At 34.1% G+C, this 24,156-nt stretch carries 17 protein-coding genes; 8 read left to right on the top strand and 9 right to left on the bottom strand.

Translation table 11 applies throughout. The features are described from left to right. Positions 1 to 90 precede the first annotated feature (90 nt). The 6 genes from GOQ17_RS06185 to GOQ17_RS06160 all read left to right on the top strand — a co-directional run bounded on the left by GOQ17_RS06185 (position 91) and on the right by GOQ17_RS06160 (position 12,810). Positions 91 to 2,952: a triple tyrosine motif-containing protein gene (locus GOQ17_RS06185; RefSeq protein ID WP_159636328.1), complete on the top strand. Its 2,862-nt coding sequence runs from the start codon at positions 91 to 93 to the stop codon at positions 2,950 to 2,952. Positions 2,953 to 3,217: 265 nt separating this feature from the next. Then, the gene (locus tag GOQ17_RS06180; RefSeq protein WP_159636326.1) at positions 3,218 to 6,217 is read left to right on the top strand and encodes a SusC/RagA family TonB-linked outer membrane protein; all 3,000 of its coding nucleotides are present in this window, start codon (positions 3,218 to 3,220) and stop codon (positions 6,215 to 6,217) included. A gap of 20 nt (positions 6,218 to 6,237) precedes the next feature. Continuing rightward, positions 6,238 to 7,731, top strand: coding sequence for a RagB/SusD family nutrient uptake outer membrane protein (locus tag GOQ17_RS06175; RefSeq protein ID WP_159636324.1), 1,494 nt, complete (start codon positions 6,238 to 6,240; stop codon positions 7,729 to 7,731). A 69-nt stretch (positions 7,732 to 7,800) separates the two neighbouring features. Then, positions 7,801 to 9,219, top strand: a complete 1,419-nt coding sequence (locus GOQ17_RS06170; RefSeq protein WP_159636322.1) for a DUF4886 domain-containing protein — start codon at positions 7,801 to 7,803, stop codon at positions 9,217 to 9,219. 41 nt (positions 9,220 to 9,260) lie between these two features. Beyond that, positions 9,261 to 10,589, top strand: coding sequence for a glucoamylase family protein (locus tag GOQ17_RS06165; RefSeq protein WP_159636320.1), 1,329 nt, complete (start codon positions 9,261 to 9,263; stop codon positions 10,587 to 10,589). A gap of 106 nt (positions 10,590 to 10,695) precedes the next feature. Beyond that, positions 10,696 to 12,810 carry an ATP-binding response regulator gene (locus GOQ17_RS06160; protein ID WP_159636318.1) on the top strand — a complete coding sequence of 705 codons (2,115 nt, stop codon included), beginning with the start codon at positions 10,696 to 10,698 and terminating at the stop codon, positions 12,808 to 12,810. 33 nt (positions 12,811 to 12,843) lie between these two features. On the opposite strand, the gene GOQ17_RS06155 is transcribed toward GOQ17_RS06160, so the two are convergent. From GOQ17_RS06155 to fucP, 7 genes are read right to left on the bottom strand one after another with little or no spacing between them, the layout of a single operon-like run. Continuing rightward, positions 12,844 to 13,632, bottom strand: coding sequence for an L-fucose dehydrogenase (locus GOQ17_RS06155; protein ID WP_159636316.1), 789 nt, complete (start codon positions 13,630 to 13,632; stop codon positions 12,844 to 12,846). A gap of 5 nt (positions 13,633 to 13,637) precedes the next feature. Further along, entirely contained in the window at positions 13,638 to 14,468 is an 831-nt protein-coding gene (locus tag GOQ17_RS06150; RefSeq protein WP_159636314.1) for an amidohydrolase family protein, read from the bottom strand. Positions 14,469 to 14,477: 9 nt separating this feature from the next. Beyond that, on the bottom strand, positions 14,478 to 15,332 hold the full coding sequence (locus tag GOQ17_RS06145; RefSeq protein ID WP_159636312.1) for a fumarylacetoacetate hydrolase family protein: 855 nt from the start codon (positions 15,330 to 15,332) through the stop codon (positions 14,478 to 14,480). 24 nt (positions 15,333 to 15,356) lie between these two features. Beyond that, positions 15,357 to 16,121: an SDR family NAD(P)-dependent oxidoreductase gene (locus GOQ17_RS06140; protein ID WP_159636310.1), complete on the bottom strand. Its 765-nt coding sequence runs from the start codon at positions 16,119 to 16,121 to the stop codon at positions 15,357 to 15,359. 27 nt (positions 16,122 to 16,148) lie between these two features. Next, complete coding sequence (locus tag GOQ17_RS06135) at positions 16,149 to 17,813, bottom strand: UxaA family hydrolase (protein WP_159636308.1); 1,665 nt, start codon at positions 17,811 to 17,813, stop codon at positions 16,149 to 16,151. Positions 17,814 to 17,816: 3 nt separating this feature from the next. Next, positions 17,817 to 18,146 (bottom strand): L-rhamnose mutarotase, encoded by a 330-nt coding sequence (locus GOQ17_RS06130; protein WP_159636306.1) that lies wholly within the window; start codon positions 18,144 to 18,146, stop codon positions 17,817 to 17,819. Between the two features lie 8 nt (positions 18,147 to 18,154). Further along, the gene (gene fucP, locus GOQ17_RS06125; protein WP_159636304.1) at positions 18,155 to 19,405 is read right to left on the bottom strand and encodes an L-fucose:H+ symporter permease; all 1,251 of its coding nucleotides are present in this window, start codon (positions 19,403 to 19,405) and stop codon (positions 18,155 to 18,157) included. Positions 19,406 to 19,548: 143 nt separating this feature from the next. On the opposite strand from fucP, the gene GOQ17_RS06120 reads away from it, so the two are divergent. Both GOQ17_RS06120 and GOQ17_RS06115 read left to right on the top strand, forming a co-directional pair. Continuing rightward, entirely contained in the window at positions 19,549 to 20,397 is an 849-nt protein-coding gene (locus GOQ17_RS06120) for an AraC family transcriptional regulator (protein WP_159636302.1), read from the top strand. A 35-nt stretch (positions 20,398 to 20,432) separates the two neighbouring features. Then, positions 20,433 to 21,578: an exo-beta-N-acetylmuramidase NamZ family protein gene (locus tag GOQ17_RS06115; protein ID WP_159636300.1), complete on the top strand. Its 1,146-nt coding sequence runs from the start codon at positions 20,433 to 20,435 to the stop codon at positions 21,576 to 21,578. Positions 21,579 to 21,627: 49 nt separating this feature from the next. On the opposite strand, the gene GOQ17_RS06110 is transcribed toward GOQ17_RS06115, so the two are convergent. Then, positions 21,628 to 22,905, bottom strand: coding sequence for a M16 family metallopeptidase (locus GOQ17_RS06110; protein WP_159636298.1), 1,278 nt, complete (start codon positions 22,903 to 22,905; stop codon positions 21,628 to 21,630). After that, positions 22,895 to 24,148, bottom strand: a complete 1,254-nt coding sequence (locus tag GOQ17_RS06105; RefSeq protein WP_159636296.1) for a M16 family metallopeptidase — start codon at positions 24,146 to 24,148, stop codon at positions 22,895 to 22,897. The genes GOQ17_RS06110 and GOQ17_RS06105 overlap by 11 nt, the downstream gene beginning before the upstream one ends. Positions 24,149 to 24,156 lie beyond the last annotated feature (8 nt).

Here is a 24,156-nt window from a genome sequence, read left to right as displayed (position 1 = left end):
TAATAAGAATGTTTATAATGAATTTCTATATTTATAGGAATCAATCTTTAGCGTAATAAATTTTATATTTGGGAATACCAAAATTGCGCTATGTATAAACCGCTTTATTTTATATTTTCCGTATTTTTTCTAATTGGCTTGAAATCCGGTGCACAATCTATTTCACCAATCGGTACCCCTGCTGTACAGCAATATACAAAGTCGCAATACAAAGCTGGTAACCAAAATTGGTCTATAGCTATTGCACAAAATGGTATTTTATATGCAGGAAATAATGAAGGATTACTATCTTTTGATGGCACATACTGGAATTTACATCAGCTACCGAATAAATCTACTGTAAGAAGTGTGAACATTGCTGCAGATGGAAAAATATATACAGGAGGACATGGAGAGTTCGGTTATTGGGTACGAAATAAATTGGGTAAACTTAAATATACTAGCTTGTCTACTTATATAAAAGATAAGTCTATTTTGAAGAATGATGAAATATGGAAGATCATTTTTTTAAATGATATCATCATATTCCATTCCTTCTCGAAAAGTTATTTATTTCAGAATAATGAAATAAGAACTTTAACTGCTGATGGAGAACCATTTTTATTTGCACATTTAATAAATACGAATCTCTATTATGAACAAATCCCTTCGGGATTACATCAGTTAAATAATGGGAAATTAGTACCGCTAAAAGATAAAAATGTCTTATTTAATAAGAATATTTTGAGTATCCTACCCTATGATCAAAACAAAAGCTTGATAGCAACTGCAAATGATGGATTCTATTTTCTAGATAAAAATAATAATATTGAAAAATGGAATAGTGAAGCAAGTGATGTATTATCAAAATATAAAATAAATACTGGCGTAAAGCTTTCTGAGCATTATTACGCATATGGTACCATTAAAAATGGTATATATATAATCGATAAATCTGGTAATATTATTCAGCATATCAATAAAAATAATGGATTACAGAATAATACAGTATTAAGTATTCAGAAAGACATGCAAAATAATTTGTGGGTTGGCTTAGATAATGGCATTGATTGCATTCAAATAAATAGTCCATTATACTTTTACACAGATATTAAAGGCGAAATCGGAACTGTTTACACTTCTGCTTTATTTGAAAATAAATTATACTTAGGAACTAATCAAGGACTCTATGTAAGTTCATGGCCAAATAACAACACCAATCAATCTTTTTCCTTTAAACTTATTCCAAATTCCAATGGACACGTTTGGAACTTATCAGTGCTAAACAATCAATTAATCTGTGGCCATAATGAAGGAACATTTCTCATAGAGAATGATCAATTGAAAAGAATTTCCAACATTACAGGTGGGTATTTTTATTTACCCATTTCAAACGGAAATTATATTCTGCAAGGGAATTATACAGGTTTAAGTCTCTTTGAAGCAGATAATTCAATTAATCATATCAAACAGTTTGAGTCCTTAAAGGAGCCTATTAAATTTTCTGCTCATCATAGTGCTGACCAATATTGGGTAGGAAATCAAAACCAATTCTCTCTAATAGAATTTGAGCCAAACACAAAAGAAATAAAAATTCGGTATAGCACGTCACAAGATTCAACATTAAAGCATATAACCTTTAGTGGCATATCCTATTTAGAAAATCGCGTAGTATTTAGTTCTGATACAGGTTTATACACATATGACGATGTCCTTAAAAAATTCGTATACTATAAAGACTTAAACATTAGTTTAAAATCTTTTAACGATGTGACACATATAATTCAAAAATCTTCCAATCAATATTGGTTTGCTCGAAATGCTGGAATAGGACAAGTCACACTTTCAAAAGATGGAAACATACACATAGATTCAATTACTCTCAATTCTTTGAAAAATAAGATGATGAAGAACTATGAAAATGTACTAAATATTGGAAACAGCAAATATTTAATTGGATTGGACTATGGATTTGCGATTTATTCAGATGATATAAAAAATCAAAAACAATTACCTTTAGCTCCTGTCATCGCAAATCTCACTGATTTAACACAAGGGATGCGCATTTTAGAAACTGAAACAGTTCGTATACCTTATAAAAACAACAATATTCGTATCGCTTTTAGCAGTCCACTTTACAATCAAAATATTAGATATCAATATAACTTAGAAGGCTACACAGATGATTGGTCGCCATTGCAAGAAGAGGCATACAAGGATTTCGCCAACTTGCCTTACGGAAAGTATAGTTTTAAAGTACGTTCAATAGATTCAGAGGGTAATATTTCAGAAATTAGTACAATTATCTTCGAAATTATTACGCCTTGGTATTTAAGTTGGTGGTTGAAAACGGTCTATTTTATTTTTATAATAATACTGATATACATATCAATTATTAAATACAATCAAGCGTTAGCACGTAAACAGTGGATTATAAATAAACGCATGTTAGAGAAGCAACGTGAAGAAATAGCAAAAAATGCAGAAAAGAATGAAAAAGAAATTATTCGACTTAAGAATATACAACTTGAAAAAGAATTAGCAATCAAAAATAGAGAGCTATCAAATGCTGCAACTAACATGATATATAAAAATGAAATGTTAAATAAGTTACAAGCAGAACTACAAAATTTAAAAGATCAAGAAGGCAGAAAAGTAAATTCTGAACAATTAAATAAGCTTAATAAAATTATTGAGGGTGTACAAAATGATAATAGAGATTGGGATATTTTTGAAAAAAGCTTTAATGATGCGCATGAAAATTTCTTTAAAAAACTCAAATTAGATTACCCTGACCTTGTTCCGAATGATTTAAAATTATGTGCATATTTAAGACTAAATATGTCTAGTAAAGAGATCGCTTCACTGCTGAATATTTCAACAAGAGGAGTGGAAATTAGACGTTACAGACTACGCAAAAAGCTTGAATTACCAACAGATAAAAATCTAACCGAGTTCCTTTTAGAAAGATAATTATAAATATTACTACATCATTGCCTCTCATAATATATCGTGTAATAATTACACTTAACACTAACAAATGAGAAACAAATATATTATATAAATAACTATATATAAGAATGTTATGTGTTTACAAATACTAATATGAGCAAATTTAATTTTTGTGTAGTAGTAATGTAAAGTTAGTTATTTTGGTAATGAACATTTACATCACAATATTTGTTATACAATTTTAGATAACTAATTACATCCACTTCAAACAATAAACCAAAATTATATGAGGTATATATTTACTTTATTAGTGATTTTGCTGTACGCTAATTCCGCAAGTGCGCAAAACACTTTAACAGGGATAGTAAAAGACGAGCAATCTCTAATCACAATCCCAGGTGTGACAGTATCTATTAAGGGTACGACAACAAGTGTACAAACAAACGCAGTTGGTCAATATTCCATTACTGCGTCATTAGGTGATACACTTTCTTTTTCCTTTATTGGATACCAATCTCAAAATGTAGCTGTAGGTATCAATACACAACTTGATGTTTTCCTTGTGAGCGAAGACAATGCTTTAGAAGAGGTTGTGGTGATTGGATATGGTACAGCTAGAAAAAGAGATTTAACTGGATCTATCACCCAAATAAAAGGTGAAGACATAGTCGACAAGCCAGGAACTAATCCTGTGGCAAATTTGCAGGGTAAGGTACCAGGATTACAAGTAACCAATTCAGGTAGACCGGGTCAAGAACCAGATATTCGTATCCGTGGTACAAATTCAATCAATGGCGCTAAGCCACTCTATGTAGTTGATGGATTATTAAATGATAATATTAATTTTCTCAACCCAAACGACATCGAAACGATTGAAGTGCTAAGAGATCCTTCCAGCTTAGCGATTTTCGGTGTTCGTGGAGCAAATGGTGTAATTGCTATCACTACTAAGCGGGCAAAACTAGGTCAACTGAATTTTGAATTTAATTCTCGATTAGGTGTTAAGAATGTAGCAAAACGTATGGATATGGCAAATGCCGAACAATTCAAAGAATTGTATGAAGAACAACGTTTTAATCAAGGAAATTACCCATATGACTATACAAATTGGACAGGAAATACAAACTGGCAAGATGAAATTTTTACTAATGGAATTTTGAACTACAATAATCTAAGCGTCAGTGGAGCTACTGACAAGCATACCTTCCGTATGGGTTTAGGATATTCAACGGACGAAGGTATTATCAACCATGAAAAACATAGCCAAATAACTTTTAATGTTACTGATGAAGTTAAATTGACTGATAATTTTAGAACAGGGATTGTGTTAAACGGCTATAGAGCACGTTTACCACAAGAGCGTGGAGTATTCGGAGCAATACTTGCCGCGCCTATAGCTCCTGTTTTCAACAACGAATATGGTCTTTATCACACTCTGCCAGATTTTCAACGTGCGCAAGTAAATAACCCTTTGGTGGATATTGAAGAACGCAAAAACACCTACATTGGTATTAATTACAGAGCATTAGCAAATTGGTATGCTGAAGTTGATTTCCTTAAAAATTTCAATTTTAGGGTTAACCTATCAGCGGATTATGGGTTTAACAATTTTAGATCTTACCAAGGATTAGTATCCGTATACAATCCAGATATTCAAGGTGAAGATAAAAGAGAGCGTATTGGGAATCAATTAACTTCTGTTAATCATGAACAAAACACGCATTATAAATATCAAACAGATTGGCTTCTAAATTATAGAAACACTTTTGATAAACACAATTTGACGTTAATGGGAGGTTTCACGACCTATTTGCAAGGTCTTGAAGCTACTACAGCTCGTAGAACACAAGGTCAAGGCTTAGAAATTCCGAATGATCCAGATTATTGGTACGTCAATATCGGAGATCCAAATACTACAACCGGAAATTCAACCGCATCCGAATACCGTACATTATCGTGGTTAGGTAGAGCATTATACAATTACGACGGTAAATATTTGATCAATACCTCTTTCCGAAGAGATGGAAGTTCTGCATTTGCAAAAAATGGTAAGCCTTGGCAAAATTTCTACTCAATCGGTACTGCATGGGTGGTAAGTCAAGAGAGCTTCATGCAAAATATTGAATCTATTAATAATCTGAAATTAAAAGCTTCTTGGGCTTCTCTTGGTAACCAAAATGTTGGCGGAAATTGGTATCCGATGTACCCATTAATGGTTCCAGGAAATTCAGCAGTTTTTGGAGATGATTTAATTCCTGCATATGAAGCTGAATATATTCCAGATCCGAACTTACATTGGGAAGTAGTGAAATCCTGGGAAGCAGGTTTTGAATTGAATGCGCTTCAAAACCGTTTAAGTGTTGAAGCTGTATACTACAATAAAAACACTGAAGACATTTTAGTACGTGTACCAGGAATTCTAGGCAGTAAACCAGGCTTGAGTAATTTAGGTACTATTCAAAATAAAGGTATAGAAGCTGGTGTAACTTGGACACAAACCATTAATGAAGATTGGAGCTATAGAATTGGAGGTAATATTACAACTGTTAAAAATAATGTTGTCAAACTTTCAACTGATGGATATGATATAATCAATGGTGCATCTAGAACAATCGCTGGTTATCCGATAGGGTATTTTTGGGGATATATACACGATGGAATATTCCAAACACAAGCAGATGTGGATCAATATGCAACAAATGGTTTAGGTGGTGGAGCATTCTTACCAGGTGACATCAAATACAGAGATATGGATGGTAATGGTGTAATTAATACACAAGATAGAACCATGATTGGTAATCCTACTCCTGATTTTTACTATGGCATATCATTAGGTACGTCTTATAAGAATTTTGATTTAGGAATTGAATTACAAGGTCTTTATGGTAATGAAATCTTAAGAACTTGGAATCAAAACCAATTTGCTACTTACAATTTCTTGACCGATAGATTAGGCAGATGGAATGGTGTGGGTACATCCAATTGGGAGCCAATCCTACACGAAGGAAGATCAGTCAACAGACAATATTCTACTTATTTCATTGAAGATGGAAGTTTTTTCAGAATTCGTGATATTTCATTGGGATATACTTTACCAGCAGAAACAGTATCACGTATGCGTTTAAAAAGTTTACGCCTATTCTTGAATGCACAGAACGTTGCTACATTTTCGAAAAATACAGGTTTCACGCCTGAAATTGGCGGCAGTACCACATCATTTGGTGTTGACAATGGTACTTACCCAGTTCCTGCAATTTACACTTTTGGTTTAAACTTAAATTTTTAACGATTATTTAGGTCATCATTATGAAAACAATAACAAATAGATATAAAATAATCACAGGCATTTTCCTTGTTTTACTCTTTGCTAGCTGTAGTAAAGATTGGTTAGATATTAAGCCAAAAGGAAGATTTACAGAAGAAGATATGCCTACAGGATCGTTGGAAGGACAAGTTTTTGCCGCATATGCCGGTTTACGTTCTGAGGCGACCAGTGGCCTTCCCTACGTTGCATTACACAACATTCGTTCTGATGATGCGCAATTAGGAAGTAGCACGGGCGATGAGGCTGGCGCAGGGCCAATATTTGATAATTTCAATTATCCGCTTGATTATTGGTTAGTGAACAACTATTGGTCTGGGCATTACAACCTAATCAATTTGACCAATAATGTACTAGCGACTGCAGATTCTATCGATAATCCATCCGAAGGTACATTAGCCAATATTGGAGAAATGAAATTCCTACGTGCATGGGCTTATTTTAATATGGTAAGAACATTTGGAGAAGTTCCTTTAGTAAATTTTAAAATTACAGATCAAGCTTCAGCGAATATTCCAAAATCAAGTATTAATGATATCTATCAACAGATTGATGCTGACTTAACGGACGCTGTAGCCTATTTACCATCGACATGGCCAAGTCATCCTGGACGAATTACAAAAGGTGCTGCTTTAGCTGTGCAAACTAAAACGCTAATGGCACGTAAGAGATTTAGTGAAGCTCTGGCATCTGCTATGCAAGTAATTAATTCTGAAGTTTACGATTTGAGTGTTCCTTATAACATGATTTTCCGTGAAGAAAGTGAAAATAGCAAAGAATCGATTTTTGAAATACAAGCACTATTTGATGGCGTACAAAATTTTGGTGTTACGTATGCCAGTCGTCAAGGTGTACGCGGATCAGGTTCTTGGGATTTGGGTTGGGGATGGAATATTCCACACCCTAGATTACTGGAAGCTTTTGAACCGAATGATCCACGAAAAGATGTTACAATTTTATATTCTGGTCAGCGAAATGAGCCGTATGGTGAAGTATTACCTGACAATTTACCACGACCTTATTGGAACAAAAAGGTATATACAAACCCTAACTTAAGAGCAAAATATGGAAGCAGATTTGGAGATTGGTTTAATGTTCGTCTTATTCGCTATGCTGATGTGGTTCTGTTAGCAGCAGAAGCAGCAAATGAAGTGGGTGGAAACGCAAATGTTGACTTAGCCTTGGATTTATTGGAGCGTGTCAGAGCACGCGCAAGAGGTAGTAATGCGACAGCATTACCAGCTGTGACTACACGCGATCAAGTGGCTTTACGCAATGCTATACGTCACGAAAGACAAGTAGAATTAGGTATGGAAAATGAGCGTTTTTATGATTTAATTCGTTGGGATATTGATGTACAAACAATGCGAGATGCTGGTCATGTAAACTATCAATTGAAACATCGCTTCTTCCCTATTCCTCAACCTGAGATTGATAAATCTGCTGGAGTTTTGATTCAAAACCCTGACTATAGATAACCTAAAAGATATTTAGATATGAAAATTTATATATATAAAATATTTTCCATTTTGACATTACTTGCTTTTATGAGTTGTCAAAAAATGGAACGACCTACAATGAATTTTATACCTGAACCTGCGGATGATGGTACAATTCGTGTCCTTGCCATTGGGAATAGTTTTTCCGAAGATGCCATAGAAACACATTTGTATGATCTTGCTAAAGCTAATGGACAGAAAATCATTATTGGAAATCTGTACATCGGCGGAGCTACATTAGAACAACATGTAAACAATATAAAAGCAAATGCAGGTGCATATAGCTTTCGTAAAATAGATGCTGAAGGAAATAAAACTACAGTAGCAAACACATCAATAGCGACGGCTTTAGCAAGCGAAAATTGGACACATATTAGCTTTCAGCAAGAAAGTTCTAATTCTGGGAAATTTGCTACCTGGTCTGCTTCTTTAGCTGAATTGTACAATTATGTAGCACCACGTGCTAAAAATGAAAATGTAAAATTTATTTTGCACCAAACTTGGGCATACGCCAAAAATTCTACACATACTGGATTTGATAATTACAACAAAGACCAAATGCAGATGTATACAGCCATTGTTGATGCTGTCAATAAAGCGAAAGAATTGGTTAAAATTGATATGATAATACCAGCAGGAACCGCTATTCAAAATGGAAGAACAAGTGTTGTAGAAGATAATTTTACGCGGGATGGTTATCATTTGAGCATGCCATTAGGAAGATATCTAGCAGCATGTACGTGGTATGAAAGTCTTATGGGTACTAATGTTGTTGGTAACAGCTACAAACCGCAAGGCTTATCTGATTTTGAAATAGCAATTGCGCAAAATGCAGCGCATTCTGCTATACAAAAACCTAATGAAGTTACCCCAATGACAGATTTCCAAGGTGGAGCTGGCGGACCTTTGACAAGTAGTGTATTATTGGATTTTGGCAATAATGCAGCGGCAAATCATTGGAATCAAATTAACTCTTTCTTAACAGGAACTTCTATCAATTTAAAAGATAGTATAGGCTCATATGTGGGAATTAAGTTAACTATCACTGAAAGATTTAACGGCGTGAATGCTGATGGACCAACGACATCAAATACTTCACTTAATATGCCTTCGACTGTTTCAAGATATTCTTATTTTGGTAACTCCAAGGCTGCATTTAGTGGAATGACCATTGTCCAAAGTAAATTTGAACTCACGGGCCTAGATAAAGATTTGAATTATGATTTATCTTTCTTCGGCGCTAGAGGGAGTGTGAGTGATAACCGCGAGACTAAATATATCTGCTCGGGAGCTAATGAAGTAACTGTACGATTAAACACTTCAAATAACACCAGTAATATCATAGTTGCAAAAGATATCAAGCCTGATAATTTTGGTAAAATTACTGTAACAGTTACATCCGGTGAGAATAACACTAACGGTTCCGGATTTTATTACCTATCAGCAGCAAGACTTATTTCTAAATAATTCGTATTCCTCCTCTTGGGAGGAATACATTTACACATACTATGAGATTACTTTTTATATATATTGTTACATTCGGATTGTTTTTAGCTTGTAAAGCTCCTGATCATGCTAAACATGACACGCATACACAAGATTCTTTACTTACCAAAATCCAGCAACAAACCTTCAAGTACTTTTGGGAAGGTGCTGAGCCAGTTTCAGGTTTAGCTCGAGAGCGTATTCACATGGATGGTGAATATCCACAAAATGACAAAGATGTCATTACAATCGGTGGTAGCGGTTTTGGATTAATGGGAATATTAATCGCTGAACAGCGAAAGTTTATCCAACCTCGAGAAGCTCAGGATCGTTTCAAAAAGTCACTTACTTATCTTTCAAATTTACCTCGATTCCAAGGTGCCTTTGCACATTGGTACGAAGGCCCTAGCGGAAAAGTAAAAGCTTTTGGTGATAAAGATAATGGAGGAGACATTGTTGAAACGGCATTTTTAGCGCAAGCACTAATCTGTGTGCGGGAATATTATAAAAATGGTACGCAAGAGCAAAAAGAAATAGCAGCATTAGCAGATAAGATTTGGAAAGAAATAAACTGGAAACATTATACCAATGGTAAAGACGTAATTTATTGGCATTGGAGTCCAGAACACAGATTTGGAATGAATCATCCTATTCAAGGATTTGATGAATGTCTAATTACCTATGTTTTAGCGGCTTCTTCCCCTACATTTCCTATTGAAAAACAAGTATATGACCGTGGATGGGCTAGAAACGGGCAAATAAAAACAACTATCGAAAAGTACGGATTTCCTACAGAGGCAAAGCATAATGCTCACCCAGGAGAAGTAGGACCTTTATTTTGGTCGCATTATAGTTTTTTGGGATTAAATCCTAATGGTTTAAAAGACAAATATGTAGATTATGATAAAGTAGTGCACAATCATACCCAGATCCATATCGAACATGCGAAACGCAATCCAAATAACTTTGTGGGATATGGAGCTGAAAAAGGTTGGGGATTGACAGCAAGCTATTCTGTAAGTGGATATGATGCACATCATCCCAATAATGACAAAGGTGTTATCTCTCCTACTGCCGCATTATCATCTATACCTTATGCTCCAAAAGAAAGTATAAGTTTTGCTAATTACTTATTCAATAATTTGGAATCAAAAGTTTGGGGTGAATATGGGTTTTATGATGCTTACAGCGAGACGGCTAATTGGTTTCCACAACGCTACTTAGCAATAGATCAAGGTCCAATAGTCGTTATGATTGAAAACTACAGATCACAGTTCATTTGGAACTTGTTCATGAACGCACCAGAGATTAAAGAAGGTCTAAGAAAACTTAACTTTCAACATAAACAATAAAAATTTTAATGGAAATTACATCCGATAACACATAATTATTGTTGTAGCTAAATGATTATAATTGGCATATTTTTGATATTTTTGTAACTCAATAAAAGTCAAGACTGTGCCAATTAAGAAAACATTCATACTTCGTTTATTGCTCTTACTTATTATTACTATTTCATTTGTAATATTATGTAGTATATTTGCCTCACAGTACAGACAATACAAGGAAATTGAACATCGGCTTAACATTGCTTATGCTAATAATTCCAAGATTTCTCCTACTCTATATGAATTATTTTCTACAATTTCCGAAGTAGACAATTCCTTTAGACTTTATGCAATATCTTTTGAGGATCAAAATTTTAAAGCTTATCAACAGAAATTAGATACGCTACATATTATTATTAATTCACTTGACTCCTTATCTTCTAAAGAAAGCTCTAATAGCTCTACTACTTCGAGTCATGCAGAAATGCTTACTGATCCATCACTATCAATGCGGTACATTGCATTGAAAAAACAAATTGATGAACTTATTATCTTTGCTGATAAAAATTTAGCTAAGAATTCACCTAGTCTCCTATCAACAAAAAACAATAATATTATAAATGCGGACTCCGTTATTAACCGCATCCTCAACGATTCTTCAGCAGTCAGTCAATCTAAAGCTGATACTATAATAAGAAAAAAAGAAGGTTTGATTAAAAGAATTTTCAATGCTAAAAATGACACAATTCTTAATTCTAACAACACAGAAATACTTAATGTCAATCAAATAGATATAGTTCATAAAAATATAGAGAATTTAATTCGGACATATGAGTCAAGTTACAAAAATAATTATGGCGATTTAAGAAATATCTATTTGTTATCAAAAGAACAAGAAAGAAAGCTTATTACTTCTAATTATGCTTTGATTAATGATTTAAAAAAGACAATTGAAGAAATCAGAGAGATTGAAGAATTAAAATTCAGAAATGCAGAGAAAGATGATTATTTCCTTTACAAACTTAACACTGAAAAATTTCGTAGCTACGCCATATTAGCGCTATGTGTCATCTTGTTGATGCTTCTTTTCATTATATATTACCAATATGTAGTGTCTAAATATGAACAAAATCTTATCAAAGAAAAAGATTATGCTTCACAATTAGCTGAGGAGAAAACTAGTTTATTAGCGAATATCAGTCATGAAATTAGAACTCCACTAAACTCATTAAAAGGTGTTATCAAATTATTGTCCACGAATCAAAAAGAAGATATTGATGAAAAAATGTTGTTTAACATTAACTATGATATCAACTTGATTAATAATACAGTCAATGACATTCTTAACTTAAGTAAGATTGAATCAGAATCTATTGAAGTTGTGCTTGAATCTTTAAATATATCTCAAATCATTCATGACACATATAGTCTTCATAGTTTCCAAGCCAGCCAAAAAGGAATTACGTATATCAATGACAATAGATTCGATTCGATTTTAAAAATCAATTCAAACGAATTCAGACTTCGTCAGATCATCTCGAACTTAATTAGCAATGCAATAAAATATACCAAGAAAGGTAGTGTTAAAGTTGTAAGTCAAATCATTAATGACAAAATCACGATTGATGTAATAGACACTGGAATTGGAATTGAGGAGCAAAAAATTGATCAAGTTTTCAGAAAATACTATACGGTAGATGGAGATAAAAGTAAAGTTGGTTTTGGATTAGGATTGCATATTTCACAATTATTAGCCAAACAAATAGGTGGAAAACTAAGTGTAAAAAGTCAATTCGGTAAGGGTTCTACTTTTACTTTGCAGATTCCCTTGAACAATAGCAAAATTTCAGAAACTAGTAATACATTTAAAGAGATTAGTAAAAAAACTATTCCAAAAGATATTGCTATTGTCTTAATTGATGACAATAAGATTAATCTATTGATGGCAAAACAAACATTCAGCGAATTTACAAATATTGAATATTTTGAAAATGCAAAAATAGCATTGTCCTATATCGAAAAAACCAAACCAGCAATTGTAATTACCGATATTGTAATGCCTAAAGTCTCTGGGTGGGATGTTTTAAACAAAATAAAATCGAACAAAAATTTATCTTCAGTCAAAGTAATTGCCCAGTCTGCTGAAGGAAGTTTGGTAGAAAATAGAAATCACACCTACAATTTTGATGGTATTCTAGACAAAAGTTTTAATCCAGAAGACTTAGCTAAAATTTATTTTAACTAGATATATAAAAGAATAGAGACATATTTAATGTCTCTATTCTTTTATCAACGCTCTGTCCAAATGAACATAGCCACCGTCTACATAAACTAGCTGCCCAGTTGTATGGCTCGAACGATTAGACAATAAAAATACAGCTGTATTCGCTATTTCTTCGGCTGTAGTCATACGGTTTTCTAAAGGAATTCTGTCAGTAATTTTTTTAAGCGTTTCCTCAGGATTATCTAAAGTTTGGATCCAAGTATCATACTGCGGAGTGGCACATTCTGCAACAATTATAGCATTTACACGTATCCCATATTTCAATAATTCAACAGCCCACTCTCGAGTCAAAGCATTTCGAGCACCATTAGAAGCCGCATAACCGGATGTCCCACCCTGTCCGGTTTCTGCAGTCTTCGAACTAATATTAAGGATTACGCCTTTGGAATTCTTTAATGCTTCCAATGCATGTTGAACCGTCAAATAATAATGAACCACATTTTTATGATAAGACTCGATAAATCCTTTATAACTGCCATTTTCCAATCCTATACCATCATTTTGACCTGCATTATTTACGACACCATCTATTCTCCCGTACTTCTCAAGCGTAGCATCTATGGATTTTTTGCATTCATCTGGATTTGAAAGTTCTGCTTCAACACAAATGCACTCAGCCCCCAAGGCAGATACAGCCTCGCGTGCCAAATTATTGTCATCCTGATTTCTTCCCACGATAACGGTAATAGCGCCTTCTTTGGCCAACGCCAATACAATACCTCTTCCTATCCCCTTTGCTCCACCAGTTATGATGAAGACTTTATCTTTCAAATTTAAATCCATAACGCTTAATTGAGATTATAAAATTTCACTGCATTCAATCCCCAAAAATTGTCTTTCTCTTCTTCTGTAAAATACACTAATTTACTTTCTACAATTTCGATATTTTCTTCATAAGAAGCAGCCAATAAACAAACCGGCCAATCTGAACCAAAACATATTCTATCTTTTCCAAAACACTTAAAAACATGGTCAAGATATTGCGAAAAATGGTCTAAACGCCAATTTGTCCAATCCGCTTCTGTAGCCAAACCTGAAACCTTACAATAAACATTTGGATAGGTAGAAAGATTTTCAATAAAAACACCCCACTCCTTGAACTCTTGAGATTTAATTGGTGGTTTGGCAATATGATCCAACATAAATTTTTGATTAGGATTATTTCGTACACATTCCAACGTACTTTGATAATGACGTGGACGAATGAGTAAATCGTAGGTATAATCAAATGCTGTTAATTGTTCAATGCCACGTAAAAAATCATCTTTAATCAAAAATTCGCCATCAGGTTCTCCCTCTATTACATGACGGAAGCCCTTGATAATGTTATGCTTCTTGAACTCATCTAAATATTCACTCAAATGAGAAGATCGCAAATCAACCCAGCCCACTACACCTTTTATCATTTTATAAACCTCCGAAAGTTCAACTAAAAAATGTGTTTCTTGATGAGATTGATCCGCTTGAACAGCGACTACACCATCAATTCGGTTATCCTTTAATGTCTGTGAAATATCATTTGGTAAAAAATTACGTCTAATGACGTCCATATCATCCGTAATCCAAGCATCACGTACGGGGTCAAATAGCCAAAAATGTTGATGAGTATCTATTCGCATAATTCAATTCTATTTTCTGTAGGCAACTACCTCTTGTCTTTGCTCTCCTAAATAATCAGCGCCCAACTCGATAACATCTCCTTCTTTAAGATAAATAGGTGGATTAAATCCTAATCCAACTCCTGCTGGTGTACCTGTCGAAATAACATCACCTGGAAGTAATGTCATGAATTGAGAAACATAAGAAACTATAAATGGTACAGAGAATATTAAGTTTTTAGTATTTCCATTTTGATAAATTTTTCCATTTACCTTCAACCACAAATTAACATTATTAATATCTGGAATTTCGTCTTTGGTCGTTAACACAGGTCCCATTGGAGCAAACGTATCACAACCCTTTCCTTTATCCCAAGTCCCACCTCTTTCTATTTGAAATTCACGTTCGGACACATCATTGTGTAGCACATAACCAGCTACATAATCCAAGGCATCTGCTTCTTCTACATAAGTTGCTTTTTTGCCAATAACAATACCAAATTCTACTTCCCAATCCGTTTTCTTCGAATTTTTAGGAATTACTACTGTATCATTGGCCCCCACTAAAGCTGTGGTAGATTTCATAAAAATAATCGGTTCTGCCGGAATGGTAGCACCAGTTTCTTCAGCATGGTCCTTATAGTTCAAACCAATACAAACAATTTTTGATGGACGAGCAAATGGAGTGCCTAAACGAGTATTAGCAGGGATTTCTATAAGATTATTTTTATTGTCAGTAATAAATTTTGAAAGGTTTTCCAATCCATTATTTTCAAAAAATCCTTCATCATATCGAGTTACAAATGATGACACGTCATAATTTTTACCATCAATCTGTACGCCCGCCTTCTCCTTACCTAATTCTCCGAATTGTATTAATTTCATGTTTTTAAAGGTTATGTATAATTGTTAATTATTTAATTTAATAAATCCTCCATCAATAGGATAATCATTTCCAGTGATAAATCCAGCGTCATCCGAACATAGGAACAAAGCTAATTTAGCAATTTCAAGAGGTTGCGCCATACGACCAATGGGTTGAGAAGCAGATAATTTTTGAAACATTTCTTCTTCCTGTCCAGGATAATTTTTTGAAATAAAACCATCCACAAAAGGCGTGTGTACTCGAGCTGGTGAAATAGAATTACTACGAATATTATCTTTCATATAATCTCGTGCAACAGACATGCTCATAGCATAAATAGCACCCTTACTCATCGAATAAGCAAACCGATCCGCAATACCAACCACGGCAGCTATAGAAGCAAGATTAAGTATCGCACCTCCTCCTTGCTCCTTCATTTTAGGCACAACAGCATATAAAGCATTGTATGCACCTTTTACATTAACATCAAAAATCTTATTAAAATCTTTTTCTGAGCAATTCTCTAAATTTCCTACATGAGCAATTCCTGCATTATTCACCAATATATCCACACGACCAATTTTATTTACCACTTGCACAACTTCTTCCTGATTTGAAACGGAACAAATATGTAACTCTGCTTTCCCACCACTACGCTGTATATTACGAACAACTTTATTTCCATTATCGTCACTCAAATCGAGAATATGAACAATAGCTCCTTCTGAGGCAAACACTTCTGAAATAGCTTGTCCTATACCACTTCCTCCTCCTGTAATAATCGCTACTTTACCTTCTAATTTTGACATATTCTGTAATATAATACTCTATTAATTTTATAATGAAACACCTCTACGCCAAGGAATAAAATCGTCTTGACCTAAAAGAACTGCCTTCGGTACTGCATTTCCGCTTGCCACTTCAATCACATAATCTAAAATCCGATGAGCTGCTTGTTCAATCGTTTCTTCGCCATCGATTATAGTTCCGCAGTTGATATCGATGATATCTGACATGCGCTCAAAAGTTTTTGTGTTAGTCGATATCTTGATAACAGGCGTGATTGGATTGCCTGTTGGGGTACCCAGTCCCGTTGTGAACAAGACTATATTCGCTCCAGCTGCCACTTCCGCTGTAGTACTTTCCACATCATTACCTGGAGTACATAATAAATTTAAACCCGCTGTGTCAGCTACTTCTGGATAGTCTGCAACATTTATAACTGGCGAAGTACCACCTTTTTTGGCTGCTCCTGCAGATTTGATAGCATCCGTAATCAAACCATCACGAATATTTCCCGGAGAAGGATTCATATAAAAGCCCGAACCATCTGCTTCTGCTTTTGCATTATAAGTTTGCATTAAATTCATAAAATGCTTAGCAATATCCTCATTCAAGCAGCGATCACTCAGTTCTTGCTCCACACCACATAGTTCTGGAAATTCTGATAAAATAACAGAACCACCTAAAGTAACTAATATATCTGAGACCATTCCTAAAGCTGGATTTGCTGAAATGCCAGAAAAGCCATCAGAACCACCGCATTCTAATCCAATACACAGTTTATCCAAAGATGCTGGTTGACGAGTAAATTGATTTGCTTGTACTAGACCTGCAAATGTAGCTTTAATAGCCTTTTGCATTAGATCCGCTTCTGTTCCTTCTTTTTGTTGCTCGAAAATATATAATGGTTTATCAAAATTAGGATCACGTTTAGCAATTTCTGCTTTTAAAATAGAAGCTTGCGCGTGTTGACAACCCAAACTCAAAACTGTAGCTCCCGCTACATTCGGATGGGTAATATACCCTGCTAACAAACCACATAGTGCGTCTGAATCCATACGAATACCTCCGCAGCCCATATCGTGGTTCAAAAACTTAACGCCATCCACATTTTCAAATGGTCTATTAGCACTTTTTTTAATATTAGATGGGGTTAAATCTATCTGTAATAATTCATCTATTGAAGCGCCATTTTTATAGCGTTCTAATAAAACATCTACTTCATTTGAATAGTCTTTACTTTCTACTTTGTAACCCAACTTCTCTTCTAAAGCTGATTTTAGTGTAAGGACATTTCGATTTTCACAAAATACTAAAGGGATCACTAACCAATGATTAGCAGTGCCTACTTTTCCATTAGAGCGATGAAATCCTTGAAATGTTCTATTTTCAAACTTTGACACATCAGGTCTTTGCCATTCTAACTTTCGCTCTCCCAATTTAAAGTCACCTGCAGCATGTCTTAAGTTTTCTACCGTTAGGGGACTTCCCTTAGGTAAGGCATAATTTAACTTCCCAACAAGTACACCGTACATATAAATCTCTTGATCCTTGTCAAAATCACCTAATGTAAACTTATGTTTGGCTTTTACAAACTCTAATAATTTTATACTTTGTCCACTAAATGTAATCTCACGCCCCTTTTCTAAATCACGTAATGCGACTAATACATTATCTTTAGGATGTATTTGCAAAAAATGCAATCTTTCCTTCTCCATTTCTTACAATTGAAATATTTTATCCATTATTACCCATTTTTCACCTTCCTTGGCTCCTGGAATTGCTTGCTGATACTTCCACATCAATGCCTCCCATTCCTGAACTTTAGGATTTGATGCATCCATTTGAGATTTTTCATCAAAACTAAAACTTTCATTTACTTCCATAATCATACATAGTCGATTGCCAAATCGATGAATTTCCATATTAATAATACCCGAATCCCGAATGGAAGTTATAATTTCTGGCCAAACATTAGTATGAAAATCCTCATATTCTTTGATAAGTTGAGGGTCATCAACTAAGTCTAAGGCTAATACGTATTTATTCATAATATCAATTATTTAACTTCACCTACATTTCTAGTTTTCCAACCAAAAAGTAACACAACAAAAAAGCATATCAGCACAACGTAATAAGAATTGTGAATATTGTGCGTATAGTCAGTTATACCGCCAGCTATCGGAGGTATAATAGCTCCGCCAACAATGGACATAATGATAAAACTAGATGCTGATTTCGTATCACTACCAACACTCTTGATACCTATGGCAAATATCGTTGGAAACATGATAGACATAAAAAATGTAATTCCTACAAGAGCATAAAGAGTTACCATTCCTTCTCCATGAATCACTACCATACTTAATAAAATAGAGAAAATGCTATATAACATCAAAAGCTTATAAGGTTCGACAAAGCGCATAAAGAAAGTTCCCACAAAGCGCCCTATCATAAATAAAAAACCTGCTAAACCAGCATAATATTTAGCATCTTGTCCTGACATACCAAGCGCATCACTCGCGAATACTAATAAAAAACTAAACACGTAAACCTGTGCCCCGACATAGAAAAACTGTGCTAACACTCCCCAACGAACATTCATATGTCGCAAACTCGCAAAAAATCCCCGTTTAGTATCATTTGAATCTTCTTCCTCATTAATCTCAGGTAACTTTGTCAAAAAGAATAATACTGCAACTACAAGAATTATTAATCCCAATACCAAATATGGACCTTTTACCAAACTTGTTTCTGCTAAAATATAGGCATTCCTAGCATCCGTTGACAGAGCTGCAATTTCATCTGCAGATTTTGGTTCTTCTGCAAGTATAAAAACACCTCCAACTATAGGAGCCAAAGAAGCGGCTAATCCATTAAAGGATTGAGCAAAATTAAGCCTTTGAGTCGCTTTTGCTGGATCACCCAAAACTGTGATGTATGGATTTGCAGCAGTCTCTAAAATTGTCAAGCCACATGAAAGGATAAATAAAGCTGCAAGAAAGAAAGGATAACTAATTGCATTTGCGGCAGGAATAAATAAGAAACATCCTAATGCAAATAAACTTAATCCAACAAGAATCCCTGCTTTATAACCAAATTTCCGCATAATAATCCCAGCAGGTATTCCTAAAAGTAAATAAGCAACAAATACAGCTGAATCTACTAATGATGCTTGCACATGTGTCAAACTAAATGCACTGCGTAGATGATTTATTAAAATTGGATCTAGATTATGAATAAACCCCCAAAAAAAGAATAAAGACGTAATCAATATAATTGCGAAGGTGTAATTTTCTTTTCTAGACATAAGTTATTTATAATTGATTAAGTAAATGTAGCTGTAATACTTTTAATTTACATAAACCAATTTACCAAAAACATAAACTATATTACCCGAATTATTACTATTTTTATTAAACTATAGAATATTAGTTATTTTAAATAAAGGGTATGAAAAAGTTAAGTCTCACAGAGAGCTTCCAAAAACGACTACATGTTCGACGAGATGATTACCCAAAGCATCATACCATTTGGCATTATCATGATGAAATCGAATTTATATATGTTGCAAAAGGTAGCGGAACTTTATTTGTCGGAGATCGCATACAATCATTTAACCAAAATAGTTGTGTATTGATTGGTCCTAATATTCCGCATTATTGGTTATTTCACAACGACTATTTGAATGAACACAACCCTATAGATTGTATTGTTATACATTTCAAACCTGATTTTTTAGGAGAGGAATTCTATGATCTTCAAGAAGCCAAAAGTCTACAGCAATTAATCCTAAATTCTGAAAGAGCCCTATATTTGGAAAATTGTTCTAGTCTATTTAGTAATTTATTCTTTAAGGTTCATGAACAATCAAATATTCTCAAAATCACCAAACTCATTGAATCATTATATTATTTTCAACAAAGCGAACCGATATTGTTGATTAGTGAAGAGTATGAGGTTTATAATCATTCATCTGATCACAAGCGGATGAATAACGTAATTAACTATATAAAAGACAATTATCGTAACAAAGTTGAATTAGACACGTTATCTAATTTAGCTAAAATGACTAAAAATTCATTTTGTCGATATTTCAAACAAAAAACTGGAAAAACCCCCATCCAATTCGTATCTGAACTACGAGTTTCTCATGCATGTCGGTTGCTTAGGTCAACAGACAAAAATTTAAAAGAAATTAGTTTTGAAAGTGGGTTTAACAGTTTTGTTAACTTCCACAAAATATTCAAAAGTGTGACGAACACAAGCCCAAAACAATACAAAAAAGAAAATATATCTTAGCTACTTCGTATAAAAAAAATAATTACCTAACTCACATGACATCTACCGTATTTTTTGGTATTGATAATTTAATAAATCAAACGGATAAATTAAAAGACTTACGTTTAGCATTAGTGTGTAATGCTGCTTCGCGTACTACAACAGGTAAGCATAGTAGAATAGCCCTTAAAGAAGCAGGATTTAATCTCGTAAAATTATTTGCTCCAGAACATGGCTTCGATGCACAAGGTGCTGATGGAGCTTTTATAGCGCATGAGGTAGACTCCCAAACACAATTACCAATTGTAAGCCTCTATAGCGAAAAACTATCACCAACACAAGAAGATTTGAAAGATATAGATCTGGTTTTAATTGATTTACCAGATATTGGCTCACGATTCTACACGTATTTATGGACAATGAGTTATGTCTTAGAAAGTTGCGTACACTATAACAAATCTGTGCTATTACTCGATCGTCCAAATCCAATGGCACATTCCATAAAATTGGCAGAAGGTCCTTCTCTTGCTCCTAGCTGTAGCTCATTCCTTGGTCGTTTTAATATTCCCATTACGCACCAGTGTACATTTGGTGAATTAGCACAATATTTTAAATCCAAATATTATCCAAAGCTTAGTTTAGAAATTATAAAGCTAAAAAATTGGGATAGAAATACCAATCAAGGCTATCCATTTTTTCCGACTTCACCAGCTATTCAGAATAGAGAAACGATTTACACACATGCTGGTGCATGTTTATTTGAGGGTTTGAATATTAACGAAGGACGAGGTTCAGATTTTCCTTTTGCGCAGTTTGGCGCTCCGTGGATTGATGCTGAGAAATTATATAATCATGCATTAAATGAATTTGAAGGAGCTGACTTAAGAATAGTACATTATACACCCACAATAAGTATTTACGAAGGCGAAGAATGTCACGGATTACACGTGTTGCCAAAACAACCAGAATCATTTCAATCTGTAAAGTACTTTATTCAGTTAATACAATTGATTAATCGATTATTTCCTGGCAAACTAAAGGAACGCAATTATCTTACGAATGTAAATCGTTCAGGAACTAAACATCTAGACAAGTTATTAGGTATTCCCAAAGCATTTGAACAATTAGTAAACGGCGAAATCAATACAGTAGGAACCTCGCTGGAGTGGGAAAAAGAAATTTCACCTTACTTACTATACTAAAAAGCTCAATGAATTCAATCATTGAGCTTTCACAAAAAAATATTATAGACTATATCTTCCCAACTACAACTTTAAATAACTTATCATAATCAAAATAACGGATCGCCATATCTTGTACGCTGTCAGGATTCATATTCTTGATTACATCAGAATAATATGTGTAATAATTAATATCCAAGCCCGAAAAATATACAGCTTTAAATTTATCAACATGCGAGAATATGCTTTCTAAACTTCCCAAAAGCGTTCCTTGCATATAATTGCGCACCAAATCAATTTCCTCGACTGAAGTTTTCTCCTGTCTTAACACTTCAAATTCCTTTTTAATTTCTTCCAATGTTTGTTGAGTAACATCCACCCCTACCTCTGATGCTAAAGTCATAAAACCCGTGTGTCTTAAGTTGCCAACAAATGACCCAATACTATATGTATAGCCTTTGTCTTCTCGTATATTTTTCATCAGACGAGACCCGAAGAATCCTCCAAAAAGAGTATTTACAAACTGTAATGCTGGAAAATCTACATGACGCCTATTAATTGTCAACCCACCAAATCGTACAGCAGATTGTAATGCGTCAGCTTTCTCCTCTACAAATAATTTGGTTGAATAAGAGTCAAAATTAAGAGAAGTCACTTTAACTAAATCCGTTGAGTTTTGCCAATTTTGCCCAAACATTTCGCCAATCATCTTCTTTAATGACTCATCCACATTACCTGCCACAAATAGGTTACAGTTAGCTGGTTGAATTTGCTTTTTATAGAGTTCTAATATTTCCTCACGTTGAATCGAATCATAAGTATCTTCAGTAGGAAGTGTACCATATCGTGTACCTTTAAACACCTCGTTATAGAAGAATCTTCTAGCAAGTACATCATTCTTTTGCAGCGATATTTGAAGGGACTGTTTATTATTACGAATATGAGTATCCAATTCTTCTTGTGGAACAACAGAATTTTGAAGAATATCTGCTAGTATAGGTAATACATTGCCTACATACTTATGCATCGTGTATACAGTCAGTGAGCTGTGGTCAAAACTATATTCAGGCATTAAAAATGCACCATAAAAATCTATTGTATCCGCAATTTCTTTTGAAGTAAGCGTATGCGTACCTTCCTTTAGCATAGAAGATAATACTGGATTTAATATGGCCAATTCTTCTTTCAATAAAATATTATCGAATGTGAATTCCAATTTTATTAAATCTAACTCGGGAGCTTGAAATATGAAAGATTTCAGACCATTTGGATGAACATATTTTTCTGGTTCAACCAAATTAACATTTTTTATAGCTTTGAAAGCTGGCGCTACTGATCTATTCAACATTTTCTTTCGCTTTTGATTTGTAATAAAGTGTAGACGAATTTTCCTTTACAAAAATTTCCCTTGCAACACGCTGAATATCATTAGGCGATACGACATTGTATTTTTCAACTTCTAAATTATAATCCTCCGCCTTACTCAACATTTCAAAAAATGCTAAATTCATTGCTTTATCTAAGATGGAAAGCTCTGCAAATAGCATAGTGGATTCAATTTTATTTTTCACCTTTTGCAGCTCAGCATCCAAAACTAATTCTGTCTTTATCTTTTCTAACTCGTTCCAAATATTCTTTTCAGCCTCTTCCAAAGAAATATGTGCTAGCGGCTTACCTTCAACAACAAATAAATTTGTATCTATACTTCCCATCATATACGCATTGATTTCACTAAAAACTGGATTTTCTTTGACCAAACAACGATACAGTCTTGATGAAGAACCTCTTGACAATAGATCTGAAATCAAATCTGTAGTATAATAGTCAGAAGACAATCTTTCAGGACCATGAAATGCAATATAAATCGCGTCAACAGGTACTTCAGCTTCTACAACTTCGTGACGTGGTTCGATTTGTTTTGGTTCTTGAGGAAGATTTCTTTCGTAAATGTTGCCTGACGGAATTTCCGCAAACCATTTTTCAGAGAGCGCTTTTACTTCGTCCAATGTCACATCACCTGCCACGACCATTATAGCATTTTGAGGAGTATAGAATTTATTGAAAAATGCTTTAACATCTTCCATTTTTGCATCTTCAATATGCTTTAATTCTTTTCCAATTGTAGCCCAGCGATATGGGTGAACTTTATAAGCTAAGGGTCGCAACTTCAACCACACATCACCATAAGGTTGATTTAAATAACGCTGCTTAAACTCTTCGCAAACGACCTGACGTTGAACATCTAAACTTTGATCACTAAAAGCTAAACTTAACATGCGATCACTTTCCAACCAAAAAGCTGTCTCTAAGTTATTAGAAGGTAAAGTGATATAATAATTTGTGATATCGTTACTTGTAAAGGCATTATTCTCACCTCCTACAGATTGTAATGGTGCATCATAATTAGGAATATTGACCGAACCACCAAACATCAAATGCTCAAATAAATGAGCAAATCCTGTCTGCTCAGGTGATTCATCACGTGCACCGACTTTATATAGAATATTCACCACAGCCATAGCCGTAGTATGGTCTTCGTGAACCAATATTGTCAAACCATTATCTAGTTTGAAACGATTAAAATTTATCATTAATAATT

Origin of the sequence: Sphingobacterium composti (assembly GCF_009829075.1) — a bacterium.
Classification (GTDB): domain Bacteria; phylum Bacteroidota; class Bacteroidia; order Sphingobacteriales; family Sphingobacteriaceae; genus Sphingobacterium; species Sphingobacterium composti.
The sequence above is the reverse complement of the archived record's forward strand: the minus strand, read 5'-3'. Positions and strand labels throughout refer to the sequence as shown.

Coding starts and splice junctions, on each gene's coding strand:
- GOQ17_RS06185 (WP_159636328.1), top strand. CDS start 91: ATGTATAAACCGCTTTATTTTATATTTTCCGTATTTTTTCTAATTGGC.
- GOQ17_RS06180 (WP_159636326.1), top strand. CDS start 3,218: ATGAGGTATATATTTACTTTATTAGTGATTTTGCTGTACGCTAATTCC.
- GOQ17_RS06175 (WP_159636324.1), top strand. CDS start 6,238: ATGAAAACAATAACAAATAGATATAAAATAATCACAGGCATTTTCCTT.
- GOQ17_RS06170 (WP_159636322.1), top strand. CDS start 7,801: ATGAGTTGTCAAAAAATGGAACGACCTACAATGAATTTTATACCTGAA.
- GOQ17_RS06165 (WP_159636320.1), top strand. CDS start 9,261: ATGAGATTACTTTTTATATATATTGTTACATTCGGATTGTTTTTAGCT.
- GOQ17_RS06155 (WP_159636316.1), bottom strand. CDS start 13,632: ATGGATTTAAATTTGAAAGATAAAGTCTTCATCATAACTGGTGGAGCA.
- GOQ17_RS06150 (WP_159636314.1), bottom strand. CDS start 14,468: ATGCGAATAGATACTCATCAACATTTTTGGCTATTTGACCCCGTACGT.
- GOQ17_RS06145 (WP_159636312.1), bottom strand. CDS start 15,332: ATGAAATTAATACAATTCGGAGAATTAGGTAAGGAGAAGGCGGGCGTA.
- GOQ17_RS06140 (WP_159636310.1), bottom strand. CDS start 16,121: ATGTCAAAATTAGAAGGTAAAGTAGCGATTATTACAGGAGGAGGAAGT.
- GOQ17_RS06135 (WP_159636308.1), bottom strand. CDS start 17,813: ATGGAGAAGGAAAGATTGCATTTTTTGCAAATACATCCTAAAGATAAT.
- GOQ17_RS06130 (WP_159636306.1), bottom strand. CDS start 18,146: ATGAATAAATACGTATTAGCCTTAGACTTAGTTGATGACCCTCAACTT.
- fucP (WP_159636304.1), bottom strand. CDS start 19,405: ATGTCTAGAAAAGAAAATTACACCTTCGCAATTATATTGATTACGTCT.
- GOQ17_RS06120 (WP_159636302.1), top strand. CDS start 19,549: ATGAAAAAGTTAAGTCTCACAGAGAGCTTCCAAAAACGACTACATGTT.
- GOQ17_RS06115 (WP_159636300.1), top strand. CDS start 20,433: ATGACATCTACCGTATTTTTTGGTATTGATAATTTAATAAATCAAACG.
- GOQ17_RS06110 (WP_159636298.1), bottom strand. CDS start 22,905: ATGTTGAATAGATCAGTAGCGCCAGCTTTCAAAGCTATAAAAAATGTT.
- GOQ17_RS06105 (WP_159636296.1), bottom strand. CDS start 24,148: ATGATAAATTTTAATCGTTTCAAACTAGATAATGGTTTGACAATATTG.